15 protein-coding genes are annotated in these 16,225 nt (G+C 69.9%); 9 read left to right on the forward strand and 6 right to left on the reverse strand.

Translation table 11 applies throughout. The features are described from left to right. Positions 1–83 precede the first annotated feature (83 nt). From POL67_RS18390 to POL67_RS18400, 3 genes are read left to right on the forward strand one after another with little or no spacing between them, the layout of a single operon-like run. Positions 84–1,397: a hypothetical protein gene (locus tag POL67_RS18390; RefSeq protein ID WP_271918757.1), complete on the forward strand. Its 1,314-nt coding sequence runs from the start codon at positions 84–86 to the stop codon at positions 1,395–1,397. Beyond that, the gene (locus POL67_RS18395; protein WP_271918759.1) at positions 1,394–2,737 is read left to right on the forward strand and encodes a serine/threonine-protein kinase; all 1,344 of its coding nucleotides are present in this window, start codon (positions 1,394–1,396) and stop codon (positions 2,735–2,737) included. The genes POL67_RS18390 and POL67_RS18395 overlap by 4 nt, the downstream gene beginning before the upstream one ends. Positions 2,738–2,746: 9 nt before the next feature. Beyond that, positions 2,747–3,748, forward strand: a complete 1,002-nt coding sequence (locus tag POL67_RS18400) for a PEGA domain-containing protein (protein WP_271918761.1) — start codon at positions 2,747–2,749, stop codon at positions 3,746–3,748. A 12-nt stretch (positions 3,749–3,760) separates the two neighbouring features. On the opposite strand, the gene POL67_RS18405 is transcribed toward POL67_RS18400, so the two are convergent. Together POL67_RS18405 and POL67_RS18410 are read right to left on the reverse strand one after the other, a co-directional pair. Then, complete coding sequence (locus tag POL67_RS18405; protein WP_271918763.1) at positions 3,761–4,507, reverse strand: ferritin-like domain-containing protein; 747 nt, start codon at positions 4,505–4,507, stop codon at positions 3,761–3,763. A 23-nt stretch (positions 4,508–4,530) separates the two neighbouring features. Then, a complete protein-coding gene (locus POL67_RS18410; protein ID WP_271918765.1) occupies positions 4,531–5,703 on the reverse strand; it encodes a hypothetical protein in 1,173 nt (390 codons plus the stop codon). A 248-nt stretch (positions 5,704–5,951) separates the two neighbouring features. Here POL67_RS18410 and POL67_RS18415 point away from each other — a divergent pair, with 248 nt between their 5' ends. From POL67_RS18415 to POL67_RS18425, 3 genes are all read left to right on the forward strand, one after another. After that, positions 5,952–6,404, forward strand: coding sequence for a PA2169 family four-helix-bundle protein (locus POL67_RS18415; RefSeq protein WP_271918767.1), 453 nt, complete (start codon positions 5,952–5,954; stop codon positions 6,402–6,404). Positions 6,405–6,490: 86 nt separating this feature from the next. After that, entirely contained in the window at positions 6,491–8,122 is a 1,632-nt protein-coding gene (locus POL67_RS18420; RefSeq protein ID WP_271918769.1) for a radical SAM protein, read from the forward strand. A gap of 78 nt (positions 8,123–8,200) precedes the next feature. Next, positions 8,201–8,440, forward strand: coding sequence for a hypothetical protein (locus tag POL67_RS18425; protein WP_271918772.1), 240 nt, complete (start codon positions 8,201–8,203; stop codon positions 8,438–8,440). On the opposite strand, the gene POL67_RS18430 is transcribed toward POL67_RS18425, so the two are convergent. Then, positions 8,437–8,883 carry a hypothetical protein gene (locus tag POL67_RS18430; RefSeq protein ID WP_271918773.1) on the reverse strand — a complete coding sequence of 149 codons (447 nt, stop codon included), beginning with the start codon at positions 8,881–8,883 and terminating at the stop codon, positions 8,437–8,439. The genes POL67_RS18425 and POL67_RS18430 overlap by 4 nt on opposite strands. A 343-nt stretch (positions 8,884–9,226) precedes the next feature. Between POL67_RS18430 and POL67_RS18435 the strand changes: the two genes are divergently transcribed. Continuing rightward, a complete protein-coding gene (locus POL67_RS18435) occupies positions 9,227–10,372 on the forward strand; it encodes a GNAT family N-acetyltransferase (RefSeq protein WP_271918775.1) in 1,146 nt (381 codons plus the stop codon). Next, the gene (locus POL67_RS18440) at positions 10,348–11,247 is read left to right on the forward strand and encodes a hypothetical protein (RefSeq protein ID WP_271918777.1); all 900 of its coding nucleotides are present in this window, start codon (positions 10,348–10,350) and stop codon (positions 11,245–11,247) included. Before POL67_RS18435 ends, POL67_RS18440 begins: the two co-directional genes overlap by 25 nt. On the opposite strand, the gene POL67_RS18445 is transcribed toward POL67_RS18440, so the two are convergent. Together POL67_RS18445 and POL67_RS18450 are read right to left on the reverse strand one after the other, a co-directional pair. After that, a complete protein-coding gene (locus POL67_RS18445; protein ID WP_271918779.1) occupies positions 11,231–12,043 on the reverse strand; it encodes an SDR family oxidoreductase in 813 nt (270 codons plus the stop codon). The two genes, POL67_RS18440 and POL67_RS18445, sit on opposite strands and share 17 nt — an antisense overlap. A 125-nt stretch (positions 12,044–12,168) precedes the next feature. Then, positions 12,169–13,335 (reverse strand): MBL fold metallo-hydrolase, encoded by a 1,167-nt coding sequence (locus tag POL67_RS18450; protein WP_271918781.1) that lies wholly within the window; start codon positions 13,333–13,335, stop codon positions 12,169–12,171. Positions 13,336–13,529: 194 nt separating this feature from the next. Here POL67_RS18450 and POL67_RS18455 point away from each other — a divergent pair, with 194 nt between their 5' ends. Further along, positions 13,530–14,903 (forward strand): DUF2330 domain-containing protein, encoded by a 1,374-nt coding sequence (locus tag POL67_RS18455; protein WP_271918783.1) that lies wholly within the window; start codon positions 13,530–13,532, stop codon positions 14,901–14,903. Positions 14,904–14,914: 11 nt separating this feature from the next. On the opposite strand, the gene POL67_RS18460 is transcribed toward POL67_RS18455, so the two are convergent. Next, positions 14,915–16,081: an oxygenase MpaB family protein gene (locus tag POL67_RS18460; RefSeq protein WP_271918785.1), complete on the reverse strand. Its 1,167-nt coding sequence runs from the start codon at positions 16,079–16,081 to the stop codon at positions 14,915–14,917. Positions 16,082–16,225: the final 144 nt, after the last annotated feature.

Below are 16,225 nucleotides of genomic sequence, written 5' to 3' on the forward strand. Positions count from 1 at the left end.
CCACGTTTCTCCGCGTACAGGTTTCTCAGCTTGACGCGTTTCGGGCGCGGATGTCCAATCGCGCGATGCAGAAGGGGAAGGGGATGCGCCGTCGTCCGATCCTGGCGGCCCTCTCGGTTTTGGTCGCGGCCGCGTTCGCGGGGTGTCTCGAGCCCACGCAGATCACGCTGGAGATCGTGACCGATCTGGATTGCTCCCGGATCGACAGCACGGCCATCGTGGTGAGCAACGAGGCGCAAGCTGCCGACACGATCCGGGATCCGGGCGCCGTGGCGAGCGAGTGCAACGGGGGGCGCATCGGGGCGCTCGTGCTCTTGCCGAAGAGCGCCAAGAACGAGTCGATCGCCATCAAGGTGGTCACGGGCGTCGGACTCACGGCCGAGGACTGCCTGAACGACCCGGCGCAGATGCCGGCGCCGGGGCGTGGCTGCATCGTGGCCCGCAGGCGCCTGAGCTTCATCCCGTCGACGCCCCTCGAGCTGCCGGTCAGGATGCGCGGGGATTGCATCGGTGAAGTCTGCGATCCCGAATCGACCTGCGTCGCCAAGGGATTGTGTGTCGACTCGCTGGTGAATGAGCAGGCGTGCAAGGGGGAGGACACGGAGGAGACGTGTCAGCCGACCGGCGGCGCCGGGCCCGGCGGAAGCGGCGGCATGGGTCCCGGAAGCGGAGGCAGCGGCGGGGGGAGCGGCGGCAACGGTGGGGGGGTCGGAGGCAACGGCGGCGGGGTCGGAGGCAACGGCGGCGGGGTCGGAGGCAACGGCGGGGGGAGCGGCGGCAACGGTGGGGGGAGCGGCGGCAACGGCGGCGGCGGATCTGGCGGCAGCGCCGGGAGCGGAGGCATGGGCCCCGGGAGCGGAGGCAGCGGAGCCGGCGGATCTGGCGGCAGCGCCGGGAGCGGAGGCATGGGCCCCGGGAGCGGAGGCAGCGGAGCCGGCGGATCTGGCGGCAGCGCCGGGAGCGGAGGCATGGGCCCCGGGAGCGGAGGCAGCGGAGCCGGCGGATCTGGCGGCAGCGCCGGGAGCGGAGGCATGGGCCCCGGGAGCGGAGGCAGCGGAGCCGGCGGATCTGGCGGCAGCGCCGGGAGCGGAGGCATGGGCCCCGGGAGCGGAGGCAGCGGCGGCGGCGGAACCGGCGGCAGCGCCGGGAGCGGAGGCATGGGCCCCGGAAGTGGAGGCAGCGGCGGAACCGGCGGAGCCGGCACGGGAGGCAACGACTGTCCCCCCGGCACCGGCGGAGCGGGCGGTCAGGGCGGCATCCCCGTCCCCATGCCGACCTGCACGGGCACCGTCACCAAGGACAACGGGGCCCGGCCGCCGCCGAAGCCGCAGACGGCGACCCTTCACCGCGTTCGCCTCTTCACACTGGACGCGCTCCCGCGTACGTTGCACCCGTGACCGAACCCGTCTCCCGGGATCCGGCCTCGCTCGACGGCGTACCCGCGCCAGGCACGGTGCTCGCCGGCAAGTACGTGGTCGAGTCCGTCCTCGGCCAGGGTGGCATGGGGATCGTCCTGCAGGCGCGGCACCAGCGCACCGAGCAGCCGGTGGCCATCAAGCTCCTGCGCCCCGACGCGCGCGTGCTGCCCGACGTGACGGCGCGGTTCGAGCGCGAGGCGCGCGCGGCGGCCCTGATTCAGGGGCCCCACGTGGTGCGCGTCTATGACGTCGACAACCTCCCGGACGGCAGCCCCATGATGGTGATGGAGCTGCTCCAGGGCTGGGATCTCAGCCAGGAGCTCGCGATCCGCGGCCCCTTGCCGTATCCGGAGGCCGTCGGCCACGTCCTCGCCGCGGGCGAGGCGCTCTCGCAGGCGCATCGCATGGGCGTCGTGCATCGCGACATCAAGCCGGGAAACCTCTTCCTTTGTCAGGAGGGCCAGCGGCGCATCGTCAAGGTGCTCGATTTCGGCATTTCGAAGGTCCTCGACAAACGGGACAACGCCGCGCAGACAGCCACGACGGCCGCCTTCGGCACGCCGCAATACATGTCCCCCGAGCAGGTGCGGTCCGTGAAGAACGTCGACGGGCGGGCGGACATCTGGTCGCTCGGCGTGGTGCTGTACGAGCTGCTCGGCGGACGCGGGCCCTTCGACGAGCCGAGCGCGACGGCCGTGCTCGCGGCGATCATCGCGGACGAGCCCAAACCCTTGCGCGAGCTCCGGCCGGACCTGCCGCAGAAGCTCGCGGACGTGGTCATGAAGGCGCTCACCAAGCGCGCCGACGAGCGGTGGCCCGACATCGATACGTTCATGGCCGCGCTCCTGCCGTTTGGCCCGGCCGGCGCCGCGCCGCAGACGTTGCTCAATGCGAAGGCGCTGGCCGTCGCGCCCCGCGAGCCGATGTCGAACCGGCGATTGATGTTCGTCTCGGCGGGCATTGCGGCGGTGGTGGTGGCGGTGTTTCTGGTCGTGCTGGCCTCGCAGACGAAAAAGCCGGCGGATCCGGCCGGAGATGCGGCCGCGATGATTCCGATGGCGTCGCCGCCCCCGACGGCGCCTGCGCCCGCCCTCGCGCCTACGCCCGCCGCGACGCCGGCGGCCGCGGCCGAGCCGACGATCGTGCCCGTCCCTGCGCCCGTTCCCACGCCCACGGCAGCGCCCGCCGCCGTGGGACCGGGGCCGAAAAAAGAGCCAACGTCTGCGCCCCCGGTCCCTGCGACGGCCACGGCCGCGCCGACGCCGACGCCCACGCCCAAGCCACCCCCGCCCCCGGCGGAGGATCCGACCCACCTTTAGGATCGCGCCATGAGCCGAAATCGCCTCCGCGCTGGCCTTTCCCACGTCCTCTTCGTCGTGCTCTCCACGACGATCGCCGAAACCGCCCTCGCCGCCGAGCCGCAAGCGGCCCCGCCGGCGCCCGCCGCGCAGGATCCCGCGCTCGTGGCGCGCGCCAAGGAGCGCAAGGCCGAGGGCGACAAGGCGATGGACAAGCTCCGCCCCCTCGACGCGCTCGCGGCCTATACCGAGGCCTACGCGCTGCAACCCGAGCCGGCGCTGCTTTACAACATGGGCCGGGCCCTCGAAGCGCTCGATCGTTTGCCCGAGGCGCTCGAAAAGCTCACGGCGTTCCGCGCGCAGGCGCCCGCCGAGCTCCTCGCCAAGGTGCCGGGGCTGAACGACCGGATCACGAACCTCGAAAAACGTCTCTCGCGCCTCACCGTGAAGGTGAACGTCGAAGGCGCGCGTATCCTCGTGCGCGACGTCGTCGCCGGCATGTCGCCCCTCGACAAACCCCTCGCGCTCAAGGCCGGACCGGCCGACGTGCTCGTCGAGGCGGAGGGGTATTTTCCGTATCGGACCCGCGTCGAGCTGCCCGGCGGCGGCGCCCACGTCATCGACGCAGAGCTCCAGAGCAAGGCCAAGGTCGGCAAGCTCCTCGTGACGGCGCCGAAGACGCGGGTCAACGTCCTCGTGGATGGCAAGAGCGTGGGGCAGGCGCCGCTCGAAACGCTCGTCGAGCCGGGGACGCACAAGGTCGCCGCGCGGCACCCGGAGTACCTCGATTACGAGACCAGCGTGATCGTCACGGCAGGCGGCGAACGCACGGTCGCGCTCGTCCTGCAGCGCCCGCCGCCCCTTTATGCGCGCTGGTGGTTCTGGACCACGATCGGCGTGGTCGTCGTGGGCGGCGCGGCCGGCGGGGCCGCGTATGCCCTCACGACCGAAAAAGACCCGGGGCAGGGGGACATCCCGCCGGGCCAGCTCTCACCAGCCTTTTTCGTGACGACGCCCCCGCTCCCGTTTTGATCGGCCTCTCCGTCAGGCCGCCTGTTCCATCGTCCCTTCCGCGTCCTGCATCGTGTGGTTCGCGACCCATTGCCGCACGTGCGCGAGGTGTTTTTCCTCGGCGCGCATCGCGTCGCGGAAATCGTCCGCCATCGCCTCGTGGCCCAGGCTCGTCGCCAGCTCGATCAGCATGTCCCAGCCCTCGGTATCGGCGAGCTCCGCGACGAGGAGCGCGTGGAGCGACTGCGGCAATGTCGTGCGTGGATCGTTCAGCACCTGCACGAGGCCCGACGCCTCCACCGCGGCGATGTCGGCCGAGGGCGTGAGCGCCGTGGGATCGGCGCCCATGCTCTCCAGCGCGCTCCGCAGCACCTGAAAATGCCTGAGCTCCTCGTCGTGGAACTCGAGGAGCGTCTCGCGCGACGGTCCGCCGTCGAAGCCCCCGAGCGCGTCGAACTTCGCGAGCACGCTCTCGTACATCCGCGTCCCGGTCCGCTCGAATTGCAGGCGCTCGGCCAGCTTGTCCAGGAACACGGCCGGGTTCTTCGCGGTGAGGCCTTCGAGCACCGATTTCACCGCGCCTTTGACGGTCGAAGGCGGCGGCATCGTGCCGATGATGCCGGACTCGCTGATGTACGATATCCGGAGGCTCGCGATGCCCTCCGCGTCGCCCTCCGCGCTCGGCACCGTGGCCTCGGCGGCCTTGATGAGCTCCTTCGAATCGAAGGGGCTCGTCCCGATCCCCGTCCGGTTCATCCCCCTATCGGTCGGCTCTTTCATGGTCTCCTCCTCACAAGCTCCCTTCAGGCCGCCTTCTTCACGAGCTCGGTCCCGGGCGTGTACACGTACCCCGCCGCGACGGTTTGGCTGGGCGAACCCGCGGCGTTGATTTGCCGGTTGTAGGCGATCGAGGGGGAATCCGGGGGCACCTGGCCCACCGGGACGAACTGGGTCCCCACGCTGCGCAGGTGCACCTCGTTCTTCAGCACCTGCCGCACGTAGTCGCGGTGGCTCATGTATTTGATGCGATCCGGCAGGCTCGTCGGGATGATCTCGAACGGATCACGGTTCTCGACGCGCCGGAAGAGATCCATCACGTGGTTCAGGTGGCCGAGCTCGTAGGCCACCATGCGCTCCCAGAGGGCTTTGAGCCGCGCGTTCGACTCCTGCTCCATGCAGGCGAGGTAGTTCCAGACCTCCGTGCACTCGTGCAGCAGCCATTTCTCCATCCACGTCTCGTTCGGGTCGATCATCGCCTCGTATTGCGTGACGTGTTGCTCCTCGATGTGCGCGATCTCCGCATAAAGCAGGCGCGCCACCGGGTCGGAGAAGAGCGGGCCGATGTTCTGGTAGTAGTTCTGCGTCTGCTGCTCGCCCGCCATGATCGTCAGCGACACGAGCTTCGTGATCGGCGCGGCCGTCGTGCGATCGTAGGGCTCGCGCAAATCATCGAGCGGATGGCGGTGCTCGACCACCGTGGGCCGGCCCGGCAGCACGTCGGTGTACGATTGCAGGATGGCGTTCGCGTCCTTGCCTTCGAGCCGATCGAGCAGCGCGGAATATCGATAAAGGTGGTCGAAGTCTTCGAGGAGCCCGAAGCGCAGGACCTGCGCGACGTACGGGTCGGGCTCGAGGAGCGCGAGGCTCGCGGTCACCTCGATGGCGACCTGCTCGTAGGCGATCGTGGTCTCGAGCGGCGATTGATCCGCCGGCAGGAGCCAATTGACGAGCACCTGCTGGTGCGTCTCGATGCGCCGGACGCGCGCGAGATCGGCGCGCATCGGCGCGTTCATGCGGGCGAAGGCGTGCTGGAAGCGGTTTGCCTCCATTTCCAAGCCGTTCATGAGGATGATGCGCAGGCGCGTGAACGCGTCGTCGTTCAGCTTGCTGATCGGCTCGCGCACCATGTCGCGCCAGGTGAAGTCTTCCTGGGCGTCGAGGGCCACGCCTTTTTCCTTCGTGAGGTCGAGTGCCACGATACTCCTCCCCGTTCGGTTCCTCCGCGATGGATGGCTCGAGGATCGGCCGCCGCACGGTCGCCGTCCGTCCCGCATCGCTTGCAAGAAGCGTGGCGTTCATTGCGTCCGGACCCGAATGGGTTTGTCGAACGAGCAGACGCTGCACGCCGCGGGCGAAAGCTTCCCGCCGCGGGGGCTCGACGTCGCGCACATTCGTCCCCCATGGATAGGCCGAGCCTGGAAGGGCCCCGAGGAGGGAGTTTTCCATGGATAACCGCGAAGTGTGCGAAAAGCTGAACAAACTGATCAAGCTCGACGTGGACGCGGTGCATGCGTACAAGCAGGCGATCGACGCCTGCACGATGGAGGACCTCCGGAGCAATCTGGAGCGGTTCCAGGAGGACCATCAGCGGCACATCCGGGACCTCTCGCAGCAGGTGCGGGCCTGCGGCGGCGAGCCGGAGGTGGAGACGTCCTGGGCCGGGTTCCTGATCGAGGGCTTCACGGCCATCACGGCGCAGGGCGATCACAGCGCGCTCCTCGCGATGCGGGGGAACGAGGAGCTGACGAACCGCACGTACGAGGCGGCGCTGAACGTGGCCGACCTGCCGACGCAGGTGCGCTCGCTCCTGGAGAGAAACTTCTCCGACGAGCAGCGGCACCTCGCGTGGATCAAGGATCAGCTCAACATGCGCGTTTGGGAGAGGAAGGCGGCCTAAGAGGACCGCTCCCCGCGAGCGAACCAGACCCCGCCCGCACGTCGTGTGTGTGGCGGGGTTTCGTTTTGTTGTATGATCTTCCGCCGATGGAGCCGAAGACGCAGCGGGGGTTCGAGGCGCAGGGCGCCGCAGGCGACCCGGAGCCCCGAGCGTTGGTGGAGATTCAGCTCGGCCACATGTGCAACAACCGTTGCGTCTTCTGCGTCAGCGGCCAGGAGACGGCGCTCGGCCGCGCGAGGCCCCTGCCGCTCGCGCCGATCCTGGAGCAGATCCGGGCCGCGCGCGCGGCCGGGCACGCGAAGATCACGCTGCTCGGCGGCGAGCCCACCTTGCAGCCTGCGTTCCTCGACGTGGTGCGCGAGAGCGTCGCGCTCGGCTTCGAGGAGATCGTGATCTTCACGAACGGCGTGAAGACCGCCCGCGCCGCGTTCGTGGACGAGATCCTCGCGACAGGCGGGAATTTCACGTTCCGCTTCTCGATCCAGGGCGCGACGGAGGAGGCGCACGAGCGCACGACGCGCAAAGACGGATCGTTCGCCCGCATCGTGCAGTCGATGCGGCACGTGCAGGCGCGGGGACAGCGGCTCACCGTGAACATGTGTGTCGTCCAGTCGAACCACGAATCGGTGGACGTGTTCCCGGATCTCCTCCTGCCGCTCGGGGCCTCGCAGCTCCACCTCGACATGGTGCGGCCGCTCGACGCGGGCGTGCGCACGCAGGAGGAGTTCGCGGCGATGATCCCGCGGTACCGGAGCCTCGTCGGCCCCCTCGGGCGGATGGTCCGCGGCTTCCCCGAGGGGTTCGACGTCAACATCGGAAACCTCCCGTATTGCGTCGCGCCCGAGCTCGCGCCCTTCATCCACCACGACGGCGAAAAGACGATGACGATCGCCGTCGACGGAGAAAAGACGCTCAGCAAGCCCTGGGACAAGTACCTCGTCAAGCGGCGGGACAAATCGAAGCCCGCGGGCTGCGCGGCGTGTGTCTTCGACGGGCGCTGCAATGGCATCTTCGAGACCTATCGGGAGATGTACGGCGACGAGGAGTTCGTCCCCGTGACGCCCGAGCGCATGTCTGAAGCCGATCCCGGCCGAAAACTCTTTTCGGTGCACGCGCGGGCGCTCGTCGCGCGGGCGTTCGCGGGGTTCGTCCCGCCCGCTCCATTTTCGCGTGCCCTGCTCACGGAGCTCGGCGAGCGCGTGGTCGAGGTGCGGCTCGAAGGCGACGAGAGCCTCGTGGTCACGCTCCGGCCCCGGGCCGAAGGCGACGGGATCGCGGCGACGGATTGGTTTTCCGTGGGGATCACGGGCGCGCCGGCGGATCGCGCGGCGGCATGCGCGGGGATCCTCGCGATCGGGGAGAGGTTGTCCCGGCACGTCACGTTCGTGCATCCGATCGGGGAGGACGCGGCGCTTCCGCTTTTGCGGTCCGTGGGGGCGCGGCTCCAGCTCTTGCGGCGGCGTGCGCCGTTCGGCGCCCTCGCGTGGAAGGACGTGCGCGTCTTGCAGGAGGGGCGGCGCGCCGAGCTCGGGTTCGAGGCGCCGTCGGGGGAGCGCGCCTGGGTTTGGCTGGGTGAAACCCACGGAAAACCCGTGGGCGGGTATCGGGTCGGGGAGGGGGAGCCTTCGGCCGAGGTCATCGAGGGGCTGCGGGCCGTGCTCGGGGCGCTCGCGCCCGCCGGCGCGGGCCCGCGGGCCCCGTCGGCTTCGCGGGCTTGACGTGGCTTGACGTTCCTCGAGGGCGGACGGCTAGCGTTTCGTCCACGCTGGCCCCATGGGGACGCTCTGGAGGGCATCATGGCGAAGGACCAACCTTGGCCTTTTGATCGGGGCGACGCCGGGACCGTGCAGCCACGGACGCAGGAGGGCGTGCCCGGCGTTCGGCGCGGGCCCGTGGGGGACGAGGGCGGCGCGGGTTCGTACCCCGGCGGCCCGACGTACTCCGAGGGGACGGCGCTGGAGGAGGGCCCGAACCCCGAGGCATGGGTGCCCCCGACCGAGCAGATCAGCGGGCCGCCCACGGAACCGACCGATTAACGGGAGCCTTGGCACCCTTCCATCCGCAAGGCGGCGGTCTGCCCATCGATTTCGAGTTTGACCGACTCGTAATCGATCGCGGCCACGCGCTCCTCCGCGTTGCAGCCCATCCGCCCCTCCAGCACGAGCGTGTAGGTGACGGATCGGCCGCCGTTGTCGGGGATCCGCTCCTCGACTTCGAGGGTATCGCCGCGCTTCTCGTCCGCCTTCCCCTCGCTGTCCTCGGCCCTGCACGCGACCATCACCGCGGCGCTCGCGCGCACCGTCACGGTCTGGCCGCTCTGGTTGCGCAGGCGGAGCGAGACCATCGCATTTTCGCCCGTGCACCGGGCGACGGACTCGGAGGCGACCTCGACGCTTTTCTTCGGTTCGGCGATGGCGTCCGTCGTGGCGAGCGAGAGCGGGACGAGGAGCAGCAGCGTGCGCTCGAGGGTCCTTTTCACGGGGGAGGCTCCTTTTCGAAGAGGAAGGCCGTACGCGTAGGGTCGCGGCGGTAGGCCGGGGGCGCGGGGCCGAGCGAGAAAGGAATGCCCGGAGAGCGCCATGCCGGAGCACGTATGCAAAGGATTTGCCGAAGAAGCTGGAAGAGCGCGCCGCACGAGAATGCCCCGGGCGCGCGCCGCCGGCGCAGGGAAAGACCTCGGGATCCGAGGGGAGCGCTCGACGGCGATACCCGCCCCTCCGGGCGCGCGTTTGCATTGGTTTTGACGGGTCGTGTGAGGTGGCGGGGCCCGGGGGGGCGGTCCAAGCTCCGACAACGGGGCCCGAGAGCGCGAGGGAAACGGAATGCGAGACGTCGAGCTACGGCAGAAGCCTTCCGCGAGCGCGGACGAAATCGGCCGCGCTGCGATCTCCACGCAGCGCCTCGCGGGGGCGCGAGCGCTCTCGCAGGTCAAAGAGACGTGGGCCGCGCTCGACGCGCTCCAGGACACCCCGATGCAGCAAAGCCTCTGGACGGAGAGCTGGCTCTCGGCGAGCGGTGTGTCCGATCGATTGCGTGTCCTCGTGGCGACGTCGTCGCGCGAATCGACCGCGATTGCGGCGCTCGTCCATCACGGCGGGCGTTCGCCCTCGCTCATGCCCGCCGGGGCGATCGAGCTCGGCGAGCCCGTGGATCTGTCCCGCGTCGGGCCGCGGGCGCTCGGGGCGCTTTGCCAGGCGCTCGCCCGCGGGCCCTGGCCGGTGCACCTGCCGCGCATGCTCGCCACGTCGCCCACGATCGCGGCCTTCCAGCAGGCCTACCGCAGGCGCGGCCTCGTCCGCGTCGGCCCCGCGAAGCCGTGCCCGTTCCTCTCGCTCGACGCGTCCTGGGCCGAGCCCGAGCGCCACCTCTCGCCCCGCAGGCGCCAGGATCTGCGCCGCGCCGAGCGGCAAGCCGAGCGCCTCGGCAAGGTCGTGTATTCGTTCCTTTCGCCCGCGCCCGAGGAAGCGGCCGCGGTCCTCGACGAGGCCTTCCGCGTGGAGGCCGCCGGCTGGAAGGGCCGCGAAGGCACCGCGATGTCGTCCGACCCGGTCGTCGGCACGTTTTTCAGGACGTACGCCCTCGCCGCCGCACACCGCGGCATCCTGCGCGTCGCGCTCCTCCGTATCGGCGGGCGAGGCGCGGCGATGCAGCTCGCGGTGGAGCATGCCGGACGTCATTGGCTGCTCAAGATCGGCTATGACGAATCGTTCCGGCAGGCGTCGCCGGGCATCTTGCTCCTCCGCGAGAGCCTGCGCCGCGCGGCGACGGAAAATCTTTCGACGTACGAATTTCTCGGCGGCGTCGCGCCGTGGATCAAGCCCTGGACGAGCGAGGAGCGCGCCACGGTTTCGCTCAGCGCGTATCCGATGAGCCTCGCGAGCGCGTCCGCGCTCTCGCGCCAGGCGGTCGCGCGCATGCTCCGGACATTGAGGAGGCAATGGCAATGGCTGACACGATCCGAGGTCTGAAGCAGGCCGCGCTCGCGGCGTGGGAGCCGATCGCGCGGCGCGCCGGGCGGTCGTACATCGCGGGGCCGCGGATCACGGACGCCCTCTCGTTGAGCCGCGGGTTCTGGGACGCGGGCATGGGCGTCGTCGTTTGTTTCTGGAACGCGGAGAAGACGTCCCCGCGGATCGTGGCGAACCGCTCGCTCGCCACGCTGGAGGCATTCGCGGAGGCGGACGGAGACCATTACCTCGCGATCAAGGCCCCGGCGCTCGGGTTCTCGCGGGATCTCGTCGGGGAGATCGTGGCGCGCGCGGCGCTCTCGTCCGCGCGGGTGCATTTCGACGCGCAGCGGCCGGAGGCCGTCGAGAAGACGCGGGCGCTCGCGGAGAGCGTCATGGGCGGGGGGACGCCCATCGGATTCACCTTGCCCGGGCGATTCGCGCGGAGCGTGCGGGACGCGGCGTGGGCGGCGCGGCGGAACGTGCCTGTGCGCGTCGTGAAGGGGCAGGTGGCGGATCCGGCGGCGCCCGATCTCGATCCGCGGGCGGGCTTTCTTTCCGTGATCGACGCGCTCGCGGGCAAGGCGCGGCACGTGGGGGTGGCCTCGCACGACGCGCCGCTCGTGCGCAAGGCGCTCCAGCGGCTCGTCGCGAACGGGACGCCGTGTGAGCTCGAATTGCTCCTCGGATGGCCGTTCGGGCCGGTCTTGCGGGAGGCGCGCACGTTCGGCGTCCCGGTGCGCGTGTACGTGCCGTTCGGCGAGGCCCGCGTGCCGTACCATTTCACGGAGGCGCGGCAGAATCCGCGTATCTTCGCCTGGCTCGCCCGGGACCTCTGGCGCGCTTCGCCTGCGCCGCGGGCGAAGGGGTCGGGGTGGACTAGCGCCCCTGCTTGATTCGTTCCTGCGCTTCGCGGCCTTTTTTCGTGAGGATCGGTTCGAGCCAGCGCGAAGCGGCCGGCGCCGTGTTCGCCGCGCGCGCCATCATCCCGCGGCCGAGCGGCAAGGTGATTTCGAGCGGGCGCTTCGGTAAGACCTCGGTGAGGAGCGCGCGCTCGACGTCCTCGACGGTGAGCGCACGCGGGCCGGAGAAGGTCATCGCGGCTTCCTCGTGGTCGACCTGCAAATCGAGCATGGGCGTCTGCACGGCGTCGGGCATGACGAGCGTCACGGCGATGTCGTGGCGGACGAGCTCCATCGCGGCGGCCAGCGTGAATCCGCGCACGGCGAATTTCGACGCGGCGTAGAGCGAGAGCCCCGGCACGGGCGCGAGCGACGCGAGCGAGCCGATGTTCACGATGTGCCCGCCGCGTCCCCGCGCAATCATCCGCACCGCGGCCGCGCGCGTGCCGAGCACCGTGCCTTTTACGTTGACGTCGAGGTGGAAATCGACGTCCGCGGGCCCGAGATCCGGGACCCAGCCGGGCTTCAGCACGCCCGCGATGTTCATCACGACGTCGAGCCCGCCGCCCTCCCGCTCGGCGAGATCGAGCGCCGCTTCCCAGTCCGCAGCCTCGCGCACGTCGAGCCGGACGAGACGCACGTTCGTCCCCCACGCGCCTTCCGCGGCGCGTTTCTCCAGGGCGGCGAGGTCCACGTCGGTCGCAACGACGGTGTCACCGCGGCGCGCAAAGACCCCCGTCATGTGCGCGCCGATCCCACTCGCAGAGCCAGTCAAAACCAGGACGGTCATCGTCATTCTCCTTGTCCCGAGGGGGACGCCTCGCGTCCCCCTCTCGCCCGGGCAAATCCCGGTCGATTCACCCCCCGAGGCGAGCTCGCTTCGCGATCTCGCAGAGCGCCGAACGGGTCGGCGCTCTAGACCAGGACGGCCGCATCGGCGGCGCGGGTTCGGGGTTCGTCGCGGAGCGGCCGCGCGGGTTTGCCCAGCGTGAGATCTCCGAACGAGAATGTCGGCGTGACGCCGGGGAACAGGGCGTAGGCGCTGAGCTCCGAAGAGCTGACCATGCCCGGAAAATCCGGGTTTTGCTGGGACGGCCCGGCGACCTCTTTTTCCTGCACCATCGAGATGTACTGGTCGAGCCCACGTTCGAGCGTGTTGCCATTGAGGATGACCTCCATCCCGGTGTCCTCGGCATACCGGCGGAGCCCCGGGATCCGCGAGGCGCGCGGGGCATACGCATCGGGGCCGACGCCGTTCTCGCTCGTCACGAAGATCCCCTCGGACGTACGCACGACGATCGAATGGTTCCCCTCGGTATGGCCGGGCGTCGCCATGAGCACGACGCTCTCGCCGAGCTTCGTGTCGCCGTCGAGCAGGACGATCCGTGAAGGATCGACGCCGTCGATCCCGCCCGGACAATACCAGTCGCGTTGCGGCGGCAGGAGCCCGAGCGTGCTCTCCCATTCCTTTCGCATGACCAGCAGCTTTGCGCGCGAAAAATAGCCGGGACGCCCGTGCGCGCCGAGCCAGCGGCGCACGTCCTGCGTGTGCATGTGATCGTAGGTGATGTAATCGATATCCTCCGGGAGAAGCCCCGCCTCGGCGAGGCAAGACTCCACCGTGCCGAGCTCGGGCGCGATGATGCGCTGGCCGAGATCCTTGAAGGGGCCGAACATGCCGCTGAGGCGCTTGAAGAACGGCGTCTCGGCATTGGCGCGGACGTCGGAGGGCGAGGCGAGCAGGGTGCGGAGGCGACCTGGGGGTTTGGGGGCGCAGCCCGGCTCGCCGGGCGTAGCCCCCATCGTCGGAACCTCGAATTGCACGAGGAAGACGCGGTTCAGGATGTGCACGAACGGCGTCGGGCCGCGGAAGGCGTCGCGCAGGGCATACCGCGTCGGATAAGGGACACGCACGAGCGAGCGGGAACGATAACAGGGCACCGGCGGCGCCGAGAGCAGCTCCTCGCGGAGCCTTGCGGCGCGTTTTCGCACCTCGCGCAGGCGATCCTCGGGGCGTGACGCGTCACGGGCGCCCGCAAAAACGTCGATCGGTCGGAGCACGGGATCCAAAGGTTCGCGCATGACAATCTCGCTCCTCGTTCGGGCCCTGACTACCACGAAGGCGCGTCGCCGAGAACCTCCACGCAATCGTGTCAACGTGTGCCCGGATGTGCCCGAGAGGGCCGCGGGTCGGATGCCGGGATCATGCAAAACGCCGAAGGATCGGAGGGGCACGGCGCGTGCTTTCCAGCGATGGCTGCCCGGAGGTCCCACGCATGAAGCTCTTGCACGCCCTCTTTCTTTCGCTCCCCCTCGTCACCGCCGTCGTGACCAACACCCACGACGCCGCCGCTTGCGGCGGCTGCTTCCCGCCGCAGGACGAGTCGACGCAAGTCACCGGCCACCGGATGATCTTTTCGGTCTCGCAGACGTCGACCACCCTGTGGGATCAGATCGAATACTCGGGTGATCCCACCTCGTTCGCCTGGATCCTGCCCATCAAGGGGCAGGTCGAGGTCGGTTTGTCCTCGGACGCGGTCTTTGCGGTCCTCAGCGAGCGCACGGCGACGTCGGTCGCGGCGCCTCCCCTCAACTGTCCACCGCCGCCCTCCTGCTGGGGCTGGGGGAACGGCTCCGTCGGCGCGGGCGGCGGGGGCGGCGCGGGCGGCGATGCGGCCGGCGGCGGCGTCGACATCATCACGCAGGAGGTCGTCGGGCCTTACGAGACCGTGCAGCTCTCCTCGTCGGATCCCAGCGCGCTCAAGACCTGGCTCACCACGAACGGCTACAACATCGACGCCGACATCGCGCCCATCATCGACGCCTACGTGGGCGAGGGTTTTGATTTCCTCGCGCTGAAGCTCGTTCCCGGCCAGGGCGTGAGTTCGATGCGCCCCGTCCGCATCACCGCGCTCGGCGCGAGCAACACACTGCCGCTGCGCATGGTCGGCGCGGGCACGGGCGCCTTTGCCCCGATGACGTTGTGGGTCTTCGCCGAGGGCCGTTACGAGACGAAGAACTTTGCGTCGTTCGACATCAAGCCGGCCGACATCGTGTGGAACTGGGACCTCGGCACTTCGAACTACACGACGCTGAAGGACGACGCGTTCAAGGCCGCGAACAACGCGAACTGGCTGAACCAGTACGCGCAGCCCTCGTCGCCGTGGGAGATCCGCGGCCGGCTCGAGCAGCTCGTGAACTTCCTGCCGGACCAGAGCGGGTACGGCGATCCGAAGGACGGCTACGTGACCGCGATGGACGAGCTCCAGGCCGACCTCGAGAAGATGTTCGGCGGCATCAACGACAGCGAGCTTTGGCTGACGCGCCTCAACACGGAGCTCGCGCGGGCGTCGCTCAACAAGGATCTCGCGCTCGGCGCGGCGACGGCGCAGGACCCGATCTCGAACTTCTTCCAGGCCACGAAGGCGATCGGCACGCCGCCCACGTGCCCGGAGTACCCGCCCTGCGAGCCAGGCTCGGAGATCCCCGGCGAGAACGGCGGCTCCTGGTGGGGCAACCTCGGCGACGGCAAGGGCAACGGGAGCTCGAGCGCGAGCTGCGCCGTGTCGAGCGGCAGCGAAGCGACGGCCGTGCTCGGCCTGCTCGGCGTCGCGCTCGGTTTGTCCGTGGCGCGCCGCCGCCGCAAGTAATTCGGTTTGTCTCAGGCCGCGCGCGAGAGGCGCTCCGGCGGCGTGAAATGCGCCGGGGCGCCCCCGAGCCCCTCCTTGACGACCATCTCCCAGTATCGCGCGCCCGAGCCGATGGCCTTTTGATGCGCCGCCGGCGAGCGCTTGCGCGCCTGCTCGGCCACCCGCGTGACCGCGCGGAGCGCGTGGAATGCCGCGACGAACGGCGTGCGGTCGATCCCAAGCTCGTCGGCGAGCTCGTCCCCCAGGAGCCCCCGCGAAAAACCCATCCCGACGTTCCGCCGGAGCGCGCCGAGCCGCCGCTCCTCCGAGGTCTTCGCCTGCCGGAGCGGGGATTCGAAGAGGGCGTGCGTGAGCGCGCGCGAGTCGTCGTCGGGCCGGCCCTCCGTCGCCCGGATGAGGTGCGCGAGGTTCCATGCGTCGAATTCGCTCGACGGCAAGAGCTCGGGATCCACGCCGATGAGGTGCCCCGAATAACGCCAGAGGTGCATGAAGCATTCGGACTCGTCGCGATCGATGTCGAGCCCGAACGCGCGGATCCCTTCGAGAAACACGAGCGAGAAGAGGAGCGACGTGCCGGCCATGTCGTGCTGGTTCACGGGCAGGCCCCACGTCGCCGTGTCCCATTTCGGCGATCGGGAGAGCATCTGCCGCACCTTCGCGTGCATGAGGCGAACCTTCAGGGTGATCGCGAATCCCTCGCCCGTGCGAAACAGCCCGCCCGGCTGCGCGGTCGCCTGCACGAAGCGCGAGGTCTCGCCGAGGCGGCGCGGCGCGCGCTCGACGAGCTGGCCCGAGAAGACGAGGGGCTTGTTGCCCCCGGGCGAGGCATACCCGAGCACGAGCGAATAGGTGCCGAGCACCGCGCCGCCGAGGGCCCCCGAGCGCAGGAGCAGCTCGCCGCCGCGGCGAACGGCGTCCCAGTCGACCCACGCGGGCACGTAGGACGCCCATTCGAGGTAGGCGCGCATGGCCGGTGGCAGGTCGAGGCCACGCGCGTCGGGGGCGCGGAGGGCCTTGTCCAGGAGGGAAAAACCTCGCCCGGCCGGGGCGCCTTCCATCTCCTCGATGACGGCGTCGGCCAGCGGATCGCCGCGGAGCAGGAAGGGCGCAAGACGGTCCACGCGGTCACCGAAACGCGCGCGGGCTTCCTCGAGGTTCTGGTATCGCGTCGGGATCATCGGGCCCGGAGACCATAGGGTCCGCCGCGCCCCCTGGCGAGCGGGCTGTGGAGGTTCGTCCAGATTCTCCTCCGCCTCCCCGTGCCTCGGGGTCTTCCCGGACATACACGGGCCGCGATCCAGCGCTAGGCGCGCCCGTCCGTG

The organism is Polyangium mundeleinium (genome assembly GCF_028369105.1).
In the GTDB taxonomy this organism is placed as follows: domain Bacteria; phylum Myxococcota_A; class Polyangia; order Polyangiales; family Polyangiaceae; genus Polyangium; species Polyangium mundeleinium.